At 68.2% G+C, this 16928-nt stretch carries 17 protein-coding genes and 1 tRNA gene; 15 read left to right on the forward strand and 3 right to left on the reverse strand.

The window, feature by feature from the left end; translation table 11 throughout:
* The first annotated feature begins 22 nt into the window (after positions 1-22).
* Positions 23-1747 carry a ubiquinone-dependent pyruvate dehydrogenase gene (gene poxB, locus MRBLMI13_RS14265; RefSeq protein WP_367823633.1) on the forward strand — a complete coding sequence of 575 codons (1725 nt, stop codon included), beginning with the start codon at positions 23-25 and terminating at the stop codon, positions 1745-1747.
* Positions 1748-1904: 157 nt separating this feature from the next.
* Here poxB and MRBLMI13_RS14270 read toward each other — a convergent pair whose 3' ends face one another.
* Together MRBLMI13_RS14270 and MRBLMI13_RS14275 are read right to left on the reverse strand one after the other, a co-directional pair.
* Positions 1905-4703, reverse strand: coding sequence for a tetratricopeptide repeat protein (locus MRBLMI13_RS14270; protein WP_367823631.1), 2799 nt, complete (start codon positions 4701-4703; stop codon positions 1905-1907).
* Positions 4704-4740: 37 nt separating this feature from the next.
* Positions 4741-6564: an HSP90 family protein gene (locus MRBLMI13_RS14275; protein ID WP_367823629.1), complete on the reverse strand. Its 1824-nt coding sequence runs from the start codon at positions 6562-6564 to the stop codon at positions 4741-4743.
* A gap of 191 nt (positions 6565-6755) precedes the next feature.
* On the opposite strand from MRBLMI13_RS14275, the gene MRBLMI13_RS14280 reads away from it, so the two are divergent.
* The 8 genes from MRBLMI13_RS14280 (at position 6756) to MRBLMI13_RS14315 (ending at position 12004) form a co-directional block, all read left to right on the forward strand.
* Positions 6756-6828: transfer RNA gene (locus MRBLMI13_RS14280), tRNA-Trp, on the forward strand.
* 39 nt (positions 6829-6867) lie between these two features.
* A complete protein-coding gene (gene secE, locus MRBLMI13_RS14285) occupies positions 6868-7140 on the forward strand; it encodes a preprotein translocase subunit SecE (RefSeq protein ID WP_042539545.1) in 273 nt (90 codons plus the stop codon).
* Between the two features lie 41 nt (positions 7141-7181).
* The gene (nusG, locus tag MRBLMI13_RS14290; protein ID WP_309690519.1) at positions 7182-8234 is read left to right on the forward strand and encodes a transcription termination/antitermination protein NusG; all 1053 of its coding nucleotides are present in this window, start codon (positions 7182-7184) and stop codon (positions 8232-8234) included.
* Between the two features lie 189 nt (positions 8235-8423).
* Positions 8424-8855 (forward strand): 50S ribosomal protein L11, encoded by a 432-nt coding sequence (gene rplK / locus MRBLMI13_RS14295; RefSeq protein ID WP_042539549.1) that lies wholly within the window; start codon positions 8424-8426, stop codon positions 8853-8855.
* Positions 8856-8866: 11 nt separating this feature from the next.
* Positions 8867-9556 (forward strand): 50S ribosomal protein L1, encoded by a 690-nt coding sequence (gene rplA / locus MRBLMI13_RS14300; protein ID WP_042539551.1) that lies wholly within the window; start codon positions 8867-8869, stop codon positions 9554-9556.
* Between the two features lie 158 nt (positions 9557-9714).
* Positions 9715-10527, forward strand: coding sequence for a transporter substrate-binding domain-containing protein (locus MRBLMI13_RS14305; protein ID WP_367823626.1), 813 nt, complete (start codon positions 9715-9717; stop codon positions 10525-10527).
* Between the two features lie 3 nt (positions 10528-10530).
* Positions 10531-11196, forward strand: coding sequence for an amino acid ABC transporter permease (locus MRBLMI13_RS14310; protein ID WP_056373769.1), 666 nt, complete (start codon positions 10531-10533; stop codon positions 11194-11196).
* The gene (locus MRBLMI13_RS14315) at positions 11183-12004 is read left to right on the forward strand and encodes an amino acid ABC transporter ATP-binding protein (protein ID WP_367823623.1); all 822 of its coding nucleotides are present in this window, start codon (positions 11183-11185) and stop codon (positions 12002-12004) included. Before MRBLMI13_RS14310 ends, MRBLMI13_RS14315 begins: the two co-directional genes overlap by 14 nt.
* A gap of 45 nt (positions 12005-12049) precedes the next feature.
* Here MRBLMI13_RS14315 and MRBLMI13_RS14320 read toward each other — a convergent pair whose 3' ends face one another.
* Positions 12050-12712 (reverse strand): LysE/ArgO family amino acid transporter, encoded by a 663-nt coding sequence (locus tag MRBLMI13_RS14320; protein ID WP_367823621.1) that lies wholly within the window; start codon positions 12710-12712, stop codon positions 12050-12052.
* Positions 12713-12782: 70 nt separating this feature from the next.
* Here MRBLMI13_RS14320 and MRBLMI13_RS14325 point away from each other — a divergent pair, with 70 nt between their 5' ends.
* From MRBLMI13_RS14325 to MRBLMI13_RS14350, 6 genes are all read left to right on the forward strand, one after another.
* Positions 12783-13658 (forward strand): LysR family transcriptional regulator ArgP, encoded by an 876-nt coding sequence (locus MRBLMI13_RS14325; RefSeq protein ID WP_367823619.1) that lies wholly within the window; start codon positions 12783-12785, stop codon positions 13656-13658.
* Positions 13659-13865: 207 nt separating this feature from the next.
* Complete coding sequence (locus MRBLMI13_RS14330) at positions 13866-14489, forward strand: SipW-dependent-type signal peptide-containing protein (RefSeq protein ID WP_367823617.1); 624 nt, start codon at positions 13866-13868, stop codon at positions 14487-14489.
* On the forward strand, positions 14456-15109 hold the full coding sequence (locus tag MRBLMI13_RS14335) for a SipW-dependent-type signal peptide-containing protein (RefSeq protein WP_367823615.1): 654 nt from the start codon (positions 14456-14458) through the stop codon (positions 15107-15109). Before MRBLMI13_RS14330 ends, MRBLMI13_RS14335 begins: the two co-directional genes overlap by 34 nt.
* Positions 15110-15148: 39 nt before the next feature.
* The gene (locus MRBLMI13_RS14340; RefSeq protein WP_367823613.1) at positions 15149-15781 is read left to right on the forward strand and encodes a signal peptidase I; all 633 of its coding nucleotides are present in this window, start codon (positions 15149-15151) and stop codon (positions 15779-15781) included.
* Positions 15778-16419 (forward strand): hypothetical protein, encoded by a 642-nt coding sequence (locus MRBLMI13_RS14345; RefSeq protein ID WP_367823611.1) that lies wholly within the window; start codon positions 15778-15780, stop codon positions 16417-16419. Before MRBLMI13_RS14340 ends, MRBLMI13_RS14345 begins: the two co-directional genes overlap by 4 nt.
* Entirely contained in the window at positions 16416-16925 is a 510-nt protein-coding gene (locus tag MRBLMI13_RS14350) for a hypothetical protein (protein ID WP_309690490.1), read from the forward strand. Before MRBLMI13_RS14345 ends, MRBLMI13_RS14350 begins: the two co-directional genes overlap by 4 nt.
* The last annotated feature ends 3 nt before the right edge of the window (positions 16926-16928 follow it).

Genomic DNA, 16928 nt, shown 5'->3' on the forward strand with positions numbered 1-16928 from the left:
CACCCGGGCGTAGGTTGGAAGCATGGCAACCGTCGCAGCGAACATCGTCAAGACCCTCCGCGCCAACGGGATCGACCGTGTCTACGGCCTTCCGGGTGATTCCCTCAACGGCTTCACCGACGCCCTCCGAAAGGACGGCGGCATCCGCTGGGTGCACGTGCGGCACGAGGAGTCGGCGGCCTTCGCGGCGGCGGCGGATGCGGCGCTCACGGGCGACCTCGCCGTCGTCGCCGGCTCGTGCGGACCGGGCAACCTGCACCTGATCAACGGCCTCTACGACGCCAACCGCTCACGAGTCCCCGTGCTCGCGATCGCGGCGCACATCCCCACGACCGAGATCGGCACGGGGTACTTCCAGGAGACCCACCCGCAGGAGCTCTTCCGCGAGTGCAGCGTCTACGTCGAGTACGTCGCAGACCCCAAGCAGATGCCGCGCCTGCTCGAGATCGCGATGCGCGCGGCGATCGAACAGCGCGGAGTCGCGGTGCTCGTGATCCCCGGCGATGTCGCTCTGGCCGAGATCGCCGACGACCGAGCCGTGGTCATCGAGCGGTCCCACCCCGTGATCGTGCCGAGCGGCGACGAACTCGCCAGGGCGGCGACACTGCTCAATGCCTCGAAGAAGACCACGATCCTCGCCGGAGCCGGTGTCGAGGGCGCCCACGACGAGGTCATCGCACTCGCCGATCGGCTCGGCGCGCCGATCGTGCATGCGCTCCGAGGCAAGGAGTTCATCGAGTACGACAACCCGTTCGACGTCGGAATGACGGGCCTTCTCGGCTTCGCCTCCGGCTATCGGGCGATGGAGGCGGCTGACACGCTGCTCGTGCTGGGCAGCGACTTCCCGTACGAGCAGTTCTATCCCGAGCACGCGACGACCATCCAGGTCGACATCCGCGGCTCACAGCTCGGCAAGCGGCATCCGCTCGATCTCGGTCTGGTCGGTGATGTCCGCGCCACCGCCGAGGCACTGCTGCCGAGGCTGGCGGAGAAGAGCGACCGCGATCACCTCGACGACTCGACCGCGCACTATCGCAAGACCAGGGCGAAGCTCGACGACCTCGCGACACCCACGAAGGCCGGTCGGCCGATCCACCCACAGTACCTCGCGCGATTGCTCGATGAGCAGGCGGCAGATGACGCGGTGTTCACTGCAGATGTGGGCTCGCCGACCGTCTGGGCCGCCCGCTACCTGTCGATGACCGAGGATCGACGGCTGATCGGCTCGTTCACGCACGGATCGATGGCCAACGCCCTGCTGCACGGCATCGGCGCGCAGGTCTCGCATCCCGATCGACAGGTCATCGCACTCGCCGGCGACGGCGGGCTCGCGATGATGCTGGGCGAGCTGCTCACCCTCACGCAGAACAAGCTGCCCGTGAAGACGATCGTGGTGAACAACTCGTCGTTGAACTTCGTCGAGCTCGAGATGAAGGCCGCCGGTTTCGTGAACTACGGCACTGCGCTCGACAACCCGAGCTTCGCGGCGATCGCCGCGGCCATGGGAATCTTCGCCCGCCGCGTCGAGAACAGCGAGGATCTGCCGGATGCCGTCCGCGAGGTGCTCGCACACGACGGCCCCGCGCTGCTCGATGTCGTCACCGAGCGGCAGGAGCTGTCGATGCCGCCGGCGATCGAGGCCGCGCAGGTCAAGGGCTTCGCGCTGTACGCGATCCGCACGGTCATGTCGGGCAAGGGAGACGAACTGCTCGACCTCGCGCGCGCGAACTGGCGTCAGTTCCTCTGAGCCTCGGGCGCTCGGGAGGACAACGCCTCTTGGGGAGGAGGAATCGGCCCGATTCCTCCTCCCGAGGGGAAGATCTCCTCCCGACGAGCGGGCAGCTCGCGGTGAGGTGCTGCCACGGTGTCGAAACCGCGGCGAAGCGAAGGCTCCGAACCCGCGCCTAGCTCTCGATGAGCGCGCGCACCTCGGCTGCCTCGACCTGGCGACCGAGCGACTCGAGCACGTTGCCGAGCTCGAGCGCCGACACCTGACGCAGCGGCGCATGCTCCACCGCGTGCTCGAGCGCGCTGCGGTAGACCGGCACGGCGTCAGCCGCTCGGTCGTCGCCGGCGAGCAGGCGGGCGGCGAACAGCTCGGAGCCGCCCGCCGAACCCGCATCCCCGATCGCCGCGAATCCGTCGGCTGCCGTCAGAGCAGCGGCAACAGCCTCGTCGATCCGTCCGAACTGAGCGAGCACCCGACCTCGCGAATCGGTCACGTCGGCGAGCAGCCACCCCGCCTCGTGCTCCTGAGCCAGCGCTGCGACCTCGTCGAACAGGGCGAAGGCGCGGTCGTCCTGCTTCGCGCCGTAGGCCTGCCCGAGGTTGTGCAGCACGTCGGCGAGGGCGCCGACCGCCTCAGGGGCCTTGCGCACGATCTCGGATGCCGTTTCGAGCGACTCGATCGCGTCGTCGTGCTCGTCGAATCGGGCGAGGATCTTCGCACGTTCGGTCAACGCCATGGCCTGATCGGCGTGTTCCTCCGCCTCACCGAAGAGATCGGCCGCATACCCGAAAGCGCCGACCGCCTGACCGAATTCGCCGGCCGAACCCAGGGAGCGGGCGAGGAGCGATGCGGTCATCGCCCGAGAAGCGGCAGGCACCTCGGCCTGCTCCTCACGCTCGAGCACCTGACCGAACAGCTCGGCGGCCACCTCGGCGTCACCCGCGGCGAGCATCGCCCGCGCGAGGCGGAAGTCCGCCCCCGCCTGGTCGCCGCCCTCCTGGGCGACGAGACGCGAGGTGACGCGGTAGCGGGCGACCGCCTTCTCGGGGTCGCCGGCGTCCTCCCAGAGCGCCCCGGCGAGCAGGTGCGCCGTTGCCAGCGCCGTGGTCGCGCCGAGCCCGGCGAGCAGCCGGGACGCCTCATCGGCATCCGCCGCGCCTCGCGCGTAGTCTTCGCTGCCTCCGCGCACCCTGGCACGCGTCTGCAGGGCCTGGGCGCGGTGACCGACGCTGAGATCGTCCTGGGCCAGGAATCGATCGAGCAGAGCGGATGCCGCCTCGATGTCACCCTTCTGCAGCACCGCCGCGATGGCCACGAGAGTCGTCGTGTTCGAGAGGCGCACATCGTCTGCGTCGGCGAACGCCCGGGCGGCGATCTCCGCCATGTCGAGCGCCGCATCCGGTTCGTCGGCCGGCATGTGCAGCGAGGCGCGGCTGATCGCGACATCTCCCCGCGACCAGGCCGGGAGGGACTCGGCGTTCGCGAGCTCGTCCTCGAGCGCCGCTGCGGCATCGGCGGTGTTCAGCCCGAAGGTCGCCAGACCCACGCGCTGCTCGAGATCGGCCTGTGCATCGAGGCCGGCGGCGCGCAGGGCATCGATCCGTGCCGGCAACAGGTCGGCGGCCTCGTCGGCGCGATCGAGCGCGATGAGGATGCCGAGGCGCATCGACATGAGCTGAGCGACCTTCGAGGGGTCCTCGACCGCCAGGGCATGCGGCAGAGCCTGCAGCGTCTCGTGCTCCGCCCCGAACTGGGCGAGATCCATGACCCGGTCGAACCAGGCGTCCGGATCGCCGGGCGTGGCCGAGTCCGGCGTGGTGGCGAAGGCGTCCGACCTGATCGGCACGTCGTAGTGCTCGTCTGCGAGAGCGCGCATGCGGGCGAGGCTGCGTGCGTGGCCCTCGGTGCCGTCGCGGCGATCGAACTGGGAGCCGATGCGCTCGGCAGCGCCCCATGCGGCGGCGGCGAGTTCGGCTGCGCCCCACGCCCCATCGTGCTCGCCGAAGAACGCGATGAGCGAGGGGGAGTCGGCACCGCGCACCGGGGCGTCGCCGTGGCCTGCTGCGGTGACGCGGTCGAGGGCGAAGGCGAATGCGGCCAGCGCCGCGAAGTGCGCGTCGACGTTGAGGCCGTCGTGCGCGAGCCACGCGATATGGCGCTCGACCTGGGCGAGCGCCCTGGCCTCGTTGCCGGTGAGGGCGGAGAACACGATGTTGTTCGCGACGATGCGCAGGTTGTCGGGGTTGTCCTTCGCCAGACGGTAGCTGCGCAGATGCGCGCTCTTCGCCTCGTCGAGGCGCCCAGCGCGCAGGTAGGGCACGAGCACGCGCGACAGCGCATGCTCCGGCTCTTCGCCGCATGAGAATCCGCCCTCGAGCATCTCCTCGACGAGCCGGATGGCCTCGGCGTCTCGATCGGTCTCTGCGAAGAACCCGGCGAACTGGCTGCGCCCGCACGCGTCGCAGTGGCTGTGGTCGTCGCGGGGCGTGGCTTCCAGCTGCACGCGCAGCGCTTCGGCGTCGTCGATGCGCCCGGCGTCCCAGGCGTCCTCGAATCGGGCCGTGAGCACCCCGCTCATGCCGAGCCCGGCTGTGCGGTAGTGCGTCTCCATGTCGTCGAGCACCGCCGCGATCTGCTCGACGGAGAAGGCGGGAGACGAACGCAGGGACGAGGCCATCCACTTGAACTGCCACATCAGATCGGCCCCGCCGTACTCGAGATCGGCGGGGAACCGCTGCGGGTCGGCGTCGTGCCTGGCGAGGCACCACGCGAAGGAGTTCAGCATCACGTCGGTCGCGCCGTTCATGTTCGCCGACGCGGTCTGCCGCATCCGTGCCTCGTACTCGAGCCGCTCGTCGCCGAGCTCGACGGCGAGTGCGACGGCATCCGCCACCAGCGCCTGCTCCGCCGGGCCCCACGGAGTGCGGTCGATCTCCTCGATGAGCTGCGTGAAGCGCTTCTTCGGACGTGTCATGGGGATCCTTCGGACGGAGCGGATGGCAGAGCTGTGGTCAGACGGCGTCACCGAAGGGGATCGAGTCCTCTTCGATGCCGGCCGACAGCGACACGAGGTCGGAGAGCGCCGTCGTCATGAGTGCACGATCGGCGTCGGAGAGCGGATGGTGACCGGCCAGCAGAGCCTGGATGTAGAGCAGCTGCACGGTGCGGGCGAACACCGCGTCGTCCTGCACGCGCACGAGCGCCCGCACGACGCGGTTCGACCAGTTCAGGCAGAGGCGCGCGCTCAGATCGTCGTCGCGGGAGGCCGAGACGGTCGAGTCGATGCGGTCGAGCACGCCGCCCCACAGCGATCCGGTGATGCCCTTCGTGCGACCGCGGTCGATCCGGCGCAGCACCTCCGGATCGGCGACGTAGAGCGCTGCGAGCTCCGGCTGGTCGATCGAGCGCACCGTGACGGAGCATCCGGATGCCGTCAGCACGCGGCCCGCTCGTTCCTCCAGCGCCATCGCGGCATCGCGGTCGTCGAGGGGCGGCGGATCGAGGCGGTCGAGCTCACCCGCGACGTCGACGAGCTCGATCGTGACATGGGGGTAGAGGTCCGGCAGCATGCGCACGAGGTCTGCGTCGTACAGGTAGCCGCCGTTGACCAGGACCTCGGAGCCGGGCGAGATGCCGGCGACCTGGCGGAACTCGTCGACCGTCTGCGCGTAGCGCACGTGCGGGTACCGCTCGACGAGATCGCCGATGCGCATCGTGCCGTGCGTCGTCTCGAGGGTGAGCCACCGGGTGATGAACGTCGCCAGCTCGTCGTCGTGGCGCACGAGAGACTTCAGACCGACCTCGTGGATCGCCACGAACTGGGCCAGTCTGTGCGGCTCGCGCAGCCCCAGCTCGAGCACCCAGCGGCGGATGCCGGCGCCCAGCTGCTCGCGGACGCGCTCGAGCGCCGCGTCGTCGACGAGCGACTCGCGGCTCGCCGTCGGGGCGAGGCCGGTCGAATCGACGACCGCCCGCACGAAGAAGGCCCATTCGGGCAGCACGTCGTCGACCCGCTCGCCGAGCAGCATCCTGCCGAGGTACATGCGAGTCGCCTGGCGGGCACCCGGTGGGGGAGCGTAGGGGAGCACGAAGGCGAGCCCTCGAGTGCCCGTGGCGGGTTCGCTGAGCTCGATCGCGTCGAGCGGAGTGGCACCCAGCAGGTCGCGTCCGTACTGCACCGCGCCGTCGATGTCGTCGACGGCGTCGAGGAAGGGCGCGAGTCTCGTGATGTCGATGTCGCCGTTCGAGGACTCGAGCGTCACCCGCACGGGCAGGAACTCGGCGAAGGCGGTGGCCAGTTCGCGCACGGCTGCGGGGCGCAGCAGCTCGTCGGCGTCGAATCGGGGCTTCAGGTGCACGCTCGTGCCGACGGGCAGCTCGTCGTCGATCTCCACGACGCGGAAGGTGCCGTCGGCGCTGCCCGTCCACTCGACGGCCGAACCGCCCCGTGCGCTGCGCGAGCGGATCACGATCGAATCGGCGACCATGAAGCAGCTGAGCAGGCCGATGCCGAACTGACCCAGGTAGTCGCTGCGAGGGAGATCGAAGATGTCGCGCTTCGAGCTGCGTCCGACCGTGGCGAGCAGATCGCCCACCTCGGCGGCGTTCAGGCCCACTCCGTCGTCTCGCAGCACGAACTCGCCGGAGTCGTCCGTCAGCGCGGTGATGCGGATGCTCCCGCCCCCGCCGTCGACCTCGCGTCGTGCCGTGATGGCGTCGCGGGCGTTCTGCAGCAGCTCGCGCAGATACACGCGCGGGCTCGAGTAGATGTGGCGGCTCAGGAGGTCGACGACACCGCGCAGGTCCACCTGGAACTGCTGCACGTCAGCGCTCACTGCGCCCCCTCCCGTTTCGTCGGCTCGCCGAGCCTAACAACAACGACGAGAGCGGGCCCGGTTCGGCACCGACCGGCGGATGCCGTATGCTTGACCAGCAGTTGTTGTCTGCATTCTTTCGCCGTGCCCGGTCCTTCCGGTCCGACAGCGGTGGCAGGATGGAGACGACACCCCGAGACCTCCCGGTCTCTAGGGCGGTAGCTCAATTGGCAGAGCAGCGGTCTCCAAAACCGCAGGTTGCAGGTTCGATTCCTGTCCGCCCTGCGCGTCAGCACACGCTGACACATGAAAGGTACATTCAGGATGGATCAGGACGAACCGCGCGGCGAGGTCGTCGCGGCCGGCGCCACCCGCGAGAAGAAGCGTGGCATCGCGGGCTTCTTCGCAGGGATCGCCCTGTTCTTCCGTCAGGTCATCGCAGAGCTGCGCAAGGTCGTCACGCCGACCCGCAAAGAGCTGGTCAAGTTCACCGCAGTGGTGCTCGTCTTCGTTCTCATCGTCATGGGCATCGTCTACGGACTGGACACCCTGTTCGCCTGGGTGACGCACATCGTCTTCGGGGTCCCGGGCGCCTGACGCCCTCGCGGCCCTGGCCGCAGTGATTGGAAAGAAACAACGTGTCTGAACGATATTCCGACGACGCCGACTGGGCGACGGCTGCCGAGCAGTCCAGCGAAGAGGACGAGGCCCAGGAGGGCAACGTGCTCGCTGCGGAGGAGCAGTCGGTCACCTCGGCCGAACATGTCGCCCTCCACATCGAGGACGTCGACGGAGACGACGACGTCGACGCGCAGGACGACGACACCGACATCGACATCAACGACCCGGAGGCGGACGCTATCGTGAACGACGCTCTCAACCTGGATGAAGCGGCTGAGTCTGAGGCTGCCGCCGAGGTCCTCAACGACTCTGTGGCGGAAGAGACCGCCGAGCTCGAGGCTGCTGAGGCCGACGAGGTCACCCCGTACGACGGACCCGACGTCAACGGCGACGATGACATCGTGGCCGGGGCCGACGACGCCGAGTCCGACGAGGACGACGCCGAGGAAGACCCGTACGAGGCCTTCCGCATGGACCTCCGGATGCTTCCGGGCAAGTGGTACGTCATCCACTCGTACGCCGGATTCGAGCGCAAGGTCAAGGCCAACATCGAGCAGCGCAAGTCGACGCTCGAGGTCGAGGACGAGATCTACCAGATCGAGGTCCCGATGGAAGACGTGGTCGAGATCAAGAACGGCCAGCGCAAGATGGTCACCCGCGTGCGCATCCCGGGCTACGTGCTCGTGCGCATGGAGCTCACGGAAGACACCTGGTCGGTCGTGCGCCACACTCCCGGCGTCACCGGCTTCGTGGGCAACGCCCACAACCCGACCCCGCTGCGCTTCGAAGAGGCCTTCAACATGCTGAAGTCGCTCGTCGAGGTCAAGGACGTCCCGACGGCCAAGAACATCGCGTCGAAGGGCGGCCTCGCGGTCGCTCGTCCGCTCCCCGCCGAGGTCGACTTCGAGGTCGGCGAGACCATCACGATCAAGGAGGGCTCGTTCGCGGGTCTTCCCGGTTCGATCAGCGAGATCAAGCCCGAGAGCGGCAAGCTCACCGTGCTCGTGTCGCTCTTCGAGCGCGAGACCCCGGTCGAGCTGTCGTTCGACCAGGTCACGAAGATGATCTGACATACGCCTCAGAGAACGGCCGTCCCATTCCGGGGCGGCCGTTCCTGCGTAGGAGGCATGCCTCCGGATCAGGTAGACTTGTGTGGTTTGCGTGCCGCTTCGGCGTGCGCGCGGACGACCGCAGCCCGGAGATGCCGGGTTCGCGGGAGAGCGGATGCACCCGCATCCGTTCGATGAAAGGAAGAGGATATGGCACCGAAGAAGAAGGTGACCGGCCTGATCAAGCTTCAGATCAACGCCGGTGCAGCCAACCCGGCGCCGCCGATCGGCCCCGCGCTCGGTCAGCATGGCGTCAACATCATGGAGTTCTGCAAGGCGTACAACGCCGCGACCGAGTCGCAGCGCGGCAACGTCATCCCCGTCGAGATCACCGTCTACGAGGACCGCAGCTTCACGTTCATCCTGAAGACCCCGCCGGCCGCGGAGCTCATCAAGAAGGCCGCCGGTGTGGCCAAGGGCTCTTCGACGCCTCACACGGTCAAGGTCGCGAAGATCACCAAGGACCAGGTTCGTCAGATCGCCGAGACCAAGCAGGCCGACCTGAACGCTAACGACATCGAGGCTGCCTCGAAGATCATCGCCGGCACCGCCCGTTCCATGGGCATCACGGTCGAGGGCTGAGGAGAATAATCATGGCTACGAAGTCCAAGGCTTACAAGGCTGCCGCCGAGAAGATCGAGGCAGACCGTTTCTACACTCCCAGCGAGGCAGTCGCCCTCGCGAAGGAGACCGGCTCGTCGAAGTTCGACTCGACCGTCGAGGTCGCGCTCAAGCTCGCAGTCGACCCCCGCAAGGCAGACCAGATGGTGCGCGGCACCGTCATCCTGCCCCACGGCACCGGTAAGACCGCCCGCGTCATCGTCTTCGCCACCGGCCCCGCGGCCGAGGCAGCGATCGCCGCAGGTGCAGATGAGGTCGGCGGCGCCGAGCTCATCGAGAAGGTCGCCGCAGGCTGGACCGCGTTCGACGCGGCCGTCTCGACCCCGGAGCTCATGGGCCAGGTCGGTCGTCTCGGAAAGGTCCTGGGTCCGCGTGGACTCATGCCGAACCCGAAGACCGGCACGGTGACCCCCAACACGGCCAAGGCCGTCGAGGAGATCAAGGGCGGAAAGATCGAGTTCCGCGTCGACAAGCACGCCAACGTGCACTTCGTCGTGGGCAAGTCGTCGTTCTCGGCTGAGCAGCTCGACGAGAACATCGGCGCAGCGCTCGAGGAGATCGTCCGCCTCAAGCCGTCGAGCTCGAAGGGCCGTTACATCCAGAAGGGTGCGGTGTCGACCACGTTCGGCCCCGGCATCCCGCTGGACGTCAACGCCATCTGAGTGTGATTCCGGAAAGGCCCCCGCATTCTGCGGGGGCCTTTCTGCATCCAGAACGACATCGAGCGTCATCGGATGTTGGGATGCGGGTCGGATGCCGCGTACTGTGAATGAGTTCCGCGCCACAGCAATCGCGCCTCATCGCACCCCAGGAGGGTCACATGTCCCGTCGCCTCATCGCCGTCACCGCACTGGTCGTCACCGCAGCAGCACTCACCGCCTGCAGCGGAAGCACGACCCCCGCTGAGAGCAGCTCGAGCGAGGCCGGCTCGGACTTCGGTCTCGTCAACGACGGTGTGCTCACGGTCGCCACCGAAGGGACCTACCGTCCGTTCAGCTTCCACGGCGACGGCGGCACGGGTGACCTCACCGGCTTCGACGTCGAGATCATCCAGGCTGTCGCCGACAAGCTCGACCTCGAGATCGAGTTCCAGGAGACCCAGTGGGACGCGATCTTCGCGGGCCTCGACGCGGGGCGCTTCGACCTCATCGCGAACCAGGTCAGCATCAACGAGGAGCGGCAGGAGAAGTACCTGTTCAGCACTCCGTACACCGTCTCGCCCGGCGTCATCGTGGTCGCCGAGGACGATGACTCGATCTCCTCGTTCGACGACCTCGAAGGCAAGACCACCGCGCAGTCCCTCACCAGCAACTGGTATGAGCTGGCCACCGAGTCCGGTGCCACGGTCGAGGGCGTCGAGGGCTGGGCGCAGGCCGTCGAGCTGCTCCGCCAGGGCCGTGTCGACGCCACCATCAACGACAAGCTGACCTTCCTCGACTACGAGACCACCAACAGCCCGTCCGGTCTGAAGATCGCCGCCGAGACCGAGGAGGCGGGCGAGCAGGCGTTCGTGTTCACCAAGGACAAGACCGACCTCGTCGAGGCCGTCGACGGTGCGCTCGAAGAGCTGCGGGCAGACGGCACCCTGGCCGAGATCAGCGACAAGTACTTCGGCGAAGACGTGACGCAGTAGCCGATGGAGAATCCCTGGCAGCTGTTCTTCTCGTCGCTCGGGCCGATAGCCCTGGCGGGGGTGACGGTGACGGTGCCGCTCGCGCTCGTGTCGTTCGCGCTGGGGCTCGTCATCGCGATCGGTGTCGCCCTGATGCGGATCTCGATCATCCCGATCGTGTCAGGCATCGCGCGGTTCTACATCTCGGTGATCCGCGGCACGCCGATGATCGTGCAGCTGTTCGTGATCTTCTACGGCCTCGGATCGATCGGGATCAAGCTCGACCCGTGGCCGAGCGCGATCATCGCGCTGTCGCTCAACGTCGGCGGCTACGGAGCAGAGGTCGTCCGCGCGGCGATCCAGTCGGTCCCCAAGGGGCAGTGGGAAGCGGCGTACACGGTCGGCATGAACCGCACCCGCACGCTCACCCGCGTCATCTTCCCGCAGGCCGCGCGGGTCTCGGTGCCGCCGCTGTCGAACACGTTCATCTCCCTCGTCAAGGACACCTCGCTGGCGTCGCTGATCCTCGTGACGGACCTGTTCAAGGTGGCGCAGCAGATCGCATCGGCCACCCTCGAGTTCATGGTGGTCTATCTGGCGGCAGCGTTGGTGTACTGGGTGATCTGCTTGATTCTGTCGTTCGCGCAGAGCGCTCTCGAGAGGAGGCTCGACCGCGATGTCGCGCATTGACCCCACCGGCTTCGGTGAGACCACCACGGACGCGCTGCTGACCGCGCGCGGCCTGCACAAGCGCTTCGGCGATAACGAGGTGCTTCGCGGCATCGATCTCACACTGCACCGCGGCGAGGTCGTCGTGCTGATCGGCCCGAGCGGCTCCGGCAAGACCACTGTGCTCCGATCGCTCAACGGCCTCGAGACACCGGACTCCGGCACGATCGTCGTCGCGGGCGGGCCAGACATCGACTTCGCCCCTGAGGCGCCGGTGTCGAAGCGCACGCGGGCACAGAAGCGACTCGCGCTGCGTGATCGTTCGGCGATGGTCTTCCAGCACCACAACCTCTTCCCGCACCTCTCGGTGCTCGAGAACGTGATCGAGGGGCCGTGGCGCGTGCAGGGACGCCCCAAGGCCGAGGTCGTCGCAGAAGCACAGGTGCTCCTCGCCAGGGTCGGGCTCGCCGATAAGGCGGACGCCCGCCCGCACGAGCTCTCCGGTGGGCAGCAGCAGCGTGTCGGCATCGTTCGCGCTCTCGCGCTGCGCCCCGACCTCCTGCTCTTCGACGAGCCGACCAGCGCGCTCGATCCCGAACTCGTGGGGGAGGTGCTGCTGGTGATCAAAGAGCTCGCCGATGAGGGTTGGAGCATGGTGGTCGTCACGCACGAGCTGAGCTTCGCGCGCGAGGCGGCTGACCATGTCCTGTTCATGGATGCGGGCGTCGTCGTGGAAGAGGGCGCCCCGGCCGACATCTTCGGCGCCCCGCAGCACGAGCGCACGAAGAGATTCCTCACCCGCATCATGAGGCCCCTCGACGGCGAGTGACCGCAGACCGCGCCGAGACGCGGGGGTGGATGGCCTCGAGGCGTCTCAGGCGCCGAGCACCGGCAGCACCAGGCTCACAGCCAGCGTGATCATGACGATCGCGATGAGGGCATCGAGGATGCGCCATGAGCGTTCAGTGCGCAGCCAGCGACCGAGGTAGCGGGCGCCGAAGCCCAGCGCGGTGAACCACAGGATGCTGGACATGATCGCTCCGGCCGCGAACAGCCAGCGATCCTCGCCGTGGGTGGCCGCGATCGATCCGAGCATCAGCACGGTGTCGAGATAGACATGGGGATTCAGCCAGGTCAGCGCCAGCGCCGTCGCGACCACCGGAGCGAGCGCAGTGCGAGTCGCGGTCGCCGTGGCAGGGCCGCTCGATCGGCCACTCGCTCTTTCACCGTCTGCCGGGTCGACCCGCAGCTGCTCGCCGCCCCGCCACGCTCGACGAGCCGCGAGGATTCCGTAGACCAGCAGGAACAGGGCACCCGCCCAGCGAGCGACGACGATGAGCCAGGGAGCCGCTGAGATGACGAATCCGAGTCCGGCGACGCCCGCGGCGATCAGCAGGGCGTCCGAGACGGCGCAGATGATGACGACGGGCAGCACGTGCTCACGGCGAATGCCCTGACGAAGGACGAAGACGTTCTGAGCGCCGATGGCGACGATCAGGGACAGGCCGAGGCCGAGGCCGGAGAACACGGGGAGCATGATCCCACGCTAGGTCCGAGTCGACATCAACACCAGTTCGTATTCCTTGTCAACCATTAGCATCGCTAATGTGAAGATCGACCCCGAACTCGCCGTCACCCTTGCCGCGGTCGCTGACGAAGGAACCTTCGACGCGGCATCCCGCGCGCTGGGGGTGACCCCCTCTGCGGTGAGCCAGCGGCTGAAGAGCCTCGAAGAGCAGCTCGGACGCGTGCTCGTGGTGCGCGCCAAGCCGGCGCGCCTCACAGAGGCTGGTGAGTCGGTCGTTCGACTGGCGCGGCAGATCGCCCTGCTCGAACACGACGCCCTCACGGCGCTCGGCCTCGACGATGTGAACGCGCCGCGCACCCGCGTCCCTCTCGCCGTCAATGCGGACTCGATGGCGACGTGGTTCCTCAGCCCGCTGGCGAGACTCTCTGCGACGCACGAGCTCGATTTCGACCTGCATCGCGACGACCAGAACTTCACGGCCCGTCTGCTCGAGTCGGGCACCGTCATGGGGGCGGTCACCAGCGAGGCGGAACCCGTGGCCGGATGCTCCGTCTCGCCGCTCGGCGTGCTGGAGTACCACGCGATGGCCGCGCCCGCGTTCGCCCGGCGCTGGTTCGGCGACGGCGTCACGGCCGAGGCTCTCGCCGCCACGCCCTTCGTCGACTTCGATCGACGCGACACGCTCCAGCATGAGTGGCTGAGCGCCATGGGCGTCGCGCAGCACGGGGTCCCCAGGCACTACGTGCCGGCGTCGCATGATTACGCGCTCGCCGTCCGGCTGGGGCTCGGCTGGGGAATGGTGCCGCTGCTGCAGGGCGATCACGAGCTGGTGCGGCTCGGGGGACCACCGCTGCGCGTCAGCCTCTACTGGCAGCAGTGGAATCTGCGGTCTCGGCTGCTCGACACCATCGCCGCCGAGGTCGCGGACGAGGCGCGGCGGGTGCTGTCGCGCTGACGGCCATCCAGCCGATCGGTGACGAATTCGTCCAGACATTATGTCGCTGAACTGACCCGGTCGGAGGAATTCGTAAGGCAGATGCCCTTGTATTCGTCGAGTTCTTGGACAAAGCTGTCGGCAATGACATGAACACTCGGATGCAGGCCGCAGAAGGGCGACCATCCCCAGGCATCTGCGGTTCATGAATTCCGGAGGGGGAATGTCATGGCTGAAAGAGACACACAACGCAAGGTTCTGGCAGTTCTGGCCGGTGGGCTGGTGCTCGGCGTCGGGATCGGGGTGACGCTCGCAGCCTGGAACGATTCGGAGTTCGCGGCCGGCACGTTCACCGCAGGCTCGTTCAACCTGGAGGGATCGACGACGAGCGCCACGACCGGATATGCCAACCACAACGTCGACAACGGAGACACTGCTGCCACGCTGGTCTTCCAGCTGCCCGCCGTGGCTTCGTCCATGTCGCCCGGAGACGTCGTCTACGCGCCGTTCTGGGTGCGTCTCGACAGCACGACGACGAACAGCGCCACGTTGCTGCCCGCAGGCGTCACAGCGGGCGCCGGAGGCAACACCGCGAACCTGTCGTACACCGTGACGGCGATCGGCCCCGCTGCGACCTGCGGGGCGGGAGCCACGGGCACGGTCGTCGCCACCGGAGCGACACTCGGCGCACAGACCGGCCCGGCCTCCGTGCCGCTGACGAAGGGTGCGACTGCCGGGACGGCGGGCACGCCTGTGCAACTCTGCTTCGCCGTGACCGCAGGCGCCGGACTGACCCAGGGCGCTGCGGCGACCGCGACGTGGAAGTTCACGGCCACCTCGACCGCGAACTGATCATGGCTGTCACCCGCAGGGGCATGCGGGAGGGGAAGCGACTGCTCTCCCGCCGGATACGCGCCGTGCTCGCGGGCGGCCTGGTGTTCGGTGTCGGCGCGACGATCACTCTCGCCGCCTGGAACGATTCCGAATACGGCACCGCGACATTCACCGCGGGGAGGTTCGACATCGTGGGTGCGACCGACGGGGCGACCTTCTCGAGTCACCCGGTCGGCACCCCGGCGGCCCTGTCATTCAGCGCACCGTTCTCGGCCATGGCCCCCGGCAACACGAGCTATGCGCTGTTCAGCGTACGCACCGCCAACCCATCCGTCGCGGGCACGCTGCAGCTGAGCGTGACCTCGACGGCGGGAACCGGGCTCGGCTCGTATCTGCGTTACGGAGTGCGGGCGATCGCCGGCACCGCCTGCAACGGCACGACGTATGCGGCAGGCACCGCGGTCGTTCCCGACAACTCGCTGATGTCGGTCGGGGGCACCGGAACCCAGGCGGTCGCGGCGAACAGCGGGACGACCGTGAACTACTGCTTCGCGGTGACGTTGCCTGCTGCGACCGACAACGGAGCCCAGGGGCTGACGGCAATCCAGACATGGCAGGTCGCCGGAGTCTCGAGCTGATACGCGGGCAGAGCTGCGGATCGGGTCTGAGGAGGAACGATGAGCGCACCCACGAGGAGGAGCCTGCGTGAGCAGACGGCGACCGTCGACGCGTCGCCCTCCGCACCCGCAGCGTCGGCATCCGTCCCGCCGCGTTCGGCCCGGCGAGGTCCCGGGCGCGTGCTCGCCGACGCCCTTCTCTGGCTCGCGGCCATCGCCGGCGCCGCCTGCATGGTGCTGGTCGTCGTGGCCCTCACGGCGAACATCACCCTCATCATGTTCCGCACCGGATCCATGTCGCCGACGATTCCGGCGGGCTCCGTGGCGGTCGTGCAGAGCGTCGCGGCCTCACAGGTGCAGGTCGGTGACGTGGTCACCGTCGATCGGGAGGGCGACCTCCCTGTCACTCACCGGATCACCTCGATCGCTCCCGGCGCGAGCAAGGACGAGAGGGTGATCACGATGAGAGGGGACGCGAACGCGGCCGACGATCCCTACCCGTACTCCGTGCAGACCGTTCGAGTCGTGCTCTTCTCGATCCCGGGAATCGCCACCGTGGTCGTGGCCATGGGAAACCCGTATGTGCTCGGCGGGCTCACGATCGGCGCGACGGCTCTGGTCATCTGGGCCTTCTGGCCGCGATTGCCGAAGAAGCACGGCGAGGCGGACGAATCGACGGAGGCCGATCGATGAACCGGCGGGCGGCAGGTGCGACGGGCGTCTCGGCGATCGTCGCCGGGCTCCTGATGGCGGCAGGCCCTGCGTGGGCGGCCACCTCGACGCAGGTCGTGCAGGGTGAGGTCCTACGCGTGGTCTCGGTCGCCGACTGGGACGCAGCGTCGAGCCTCGTGCCAGGGAAGCCGGTGCAGTGGGACGTGACGGTGAGTGCGGAGGCACCGGACCCTGGGACCGTGGCGGTGGGAATCAGCGCGAGCGGAGGTGCGGCGCTCGTGATCGACGTGCTCCGCTGCGCGCAGGAGTGGGACGAGAGCGGATGCTCCGGGGGCCCCGTCGAGCTCGAGACCGGATGGTCGATACCGCGAGACGGAGTCGAAGTCCCGCTCATCGAGATGGCGGATACACAGGTCGCGCACCTCAGGCTCGTCATCGCTCTCAACGGCGACGATGGCGGCAGCACGCAGGTGCGCGTGCATGCGCGCGGTGCCGGCGAGTCAGCGACGATCGGACCCGACGGAGGGCTTGCGACGACGGGACCTGCGCCCCTCGCACCCTGGGCGATCGGCGGGGCAACCGCACTGGTCGCCGGAGGCGCTGCGCTGAGCGCGGTGCGGCGTCGCGGCGCGACTCATTCGACGGAGAGCGGGCCATGAACGAGCGTCGTCAGCGTCGAATCCTCGCCGGCCTCGTCGGCGTGACGATGCTGGTCGGAGTCGGGGTGGCCCCGACTGCTCAGACCACCGATGCCGCGTTCACAGATCCGGAATATGCGAGGACCACGATCACGGCGTTCCAGGTTCCCGCGCCCACGATCATCGCCTGCGCGATCACCAACAACGGTCTGGGTGTCTTCCAGAGCGTCAGGCTCGACTGGACCTCGCCATACCCGGCAACCGGAGTCAGACTCACGCTCACACAGGGGGCGACGACGGCGGTGGTCCCGGCGGCGAACATCTCGACGACCGGACCGGCGGCCGGCCTCTACACGCACACGGCGATCCTCACGCAGGGCCTGCTCAGCAGCCTCATCTCGAACCTGCTCGGCAGCACGACGACGATGACGGCGACGAACCTTCTGGTGGGCACCACGTGGGTGTCGGCGGGATCGTCCCGCCAGCTCTCGATCGCGTTGCTCGGATTGAACGCGTCCTGCACGTGAGTG

Origin of the sequence: Microbacterium sp. LMI13-1-1.1 (genome assembly GCF_040815625.1) — a bacterium.
In the GTDB taxonomy this organism is placed as follows: Bacteria; Actinomycetota; Actinomycetes; order Actinomycetales; family Microbacteriaceae; genus Microbacterium; species Microbacterium forte.

Coding starts and splice junctions, on each gene's coding strand:
- poxB (WP_367823633.1), top strand. CDS start 23: ATGGCAACCGTCGCAGCGAACATCGTCAAGACCCTCCGCGCCAACGGG.
- MRBLMI13_RS14270 (WP_367823631.1), bottom strand. CDS start 4,703: ATGACACGTCCGAAGAAGCGCTTCACGCAGCTCATCGAGGAGATCGAC.
- secE (WP_042539545.1), top strand. CDS start 6,868: ATGGATCAGGACGAACCGCGCGGCGAGGTCGTCGCGGCCGGCGCCACC.
- rplK (WP_042539549.1), top strand. CDS start 8,424: ATGGCACCGAAGAAGAAGGTGACCGGCCTGATCAAGCTTCAGATCAAC.
- rplA (WP_042539551.1), top strand. CDS start 8,867: ATGGCTACGAAGTCCAAGGCTTACAAGGCTGCCGCCGAGAAGATCGAG.
- MRBLMI13_RS14305 (WP_367823626.1), top strand. CDS start 9,715: ATGTCCCGTCGCCTCATCGCCGTCACCGCACTGGTCGTCACCGCAGCA.
- MRBLMI13_RS14310 (WP_056373769.1), top strand. CDS start 10,531: ATGGAGAATCCCTGGCAGCTGTTCTTCTCGTCGCTCGGGCCGATAGCC.
- MRBLMI13_RS14315 (WP_367823623.1), top strand. CDS start 11,183: ATGTCGCGCATTGACCCCACCGGCTTCGGTGAGACCACCACGGACGCG.
- MRBLMI13_RS14320 (WP_367823621.1), bottom strand. CDS start 12,712: ATGCTCCCCGTGTTCTCCGGCCTCGGCCTCGGCCTGTCCCTGATCGTC.
- MRBLMI13_RS14330 (WP_367823617.1), top strand. CDS start 13,866: ATGGCTGAAAGAGACACACAACGCAAGGTTCTGGCAGTTCTGGCCGGT.
- MRBLMI13_RS14340 (WP_367823613.1), top strand. CDS start 15,149: ATGAGCGCACCCACGAGGAGGAGCCTGCGTGAGCAGACGGCGACCGTC.
- MRBLMI13_RS14345 (WP_367823611.1), top strand. CDS start 15,778: ATGAACCGGCGGGCGGCAGGTGCGACGGGCGTCTCGGCGATCGTCGCC.
- MRBLMI13_RS14350 (WP_309690490.1), top strand. CDS start 16,416: ATGAACGAGCGTCGTCAGCGTCGAATCCTCGCCGGCCTCGTCGGCGTG.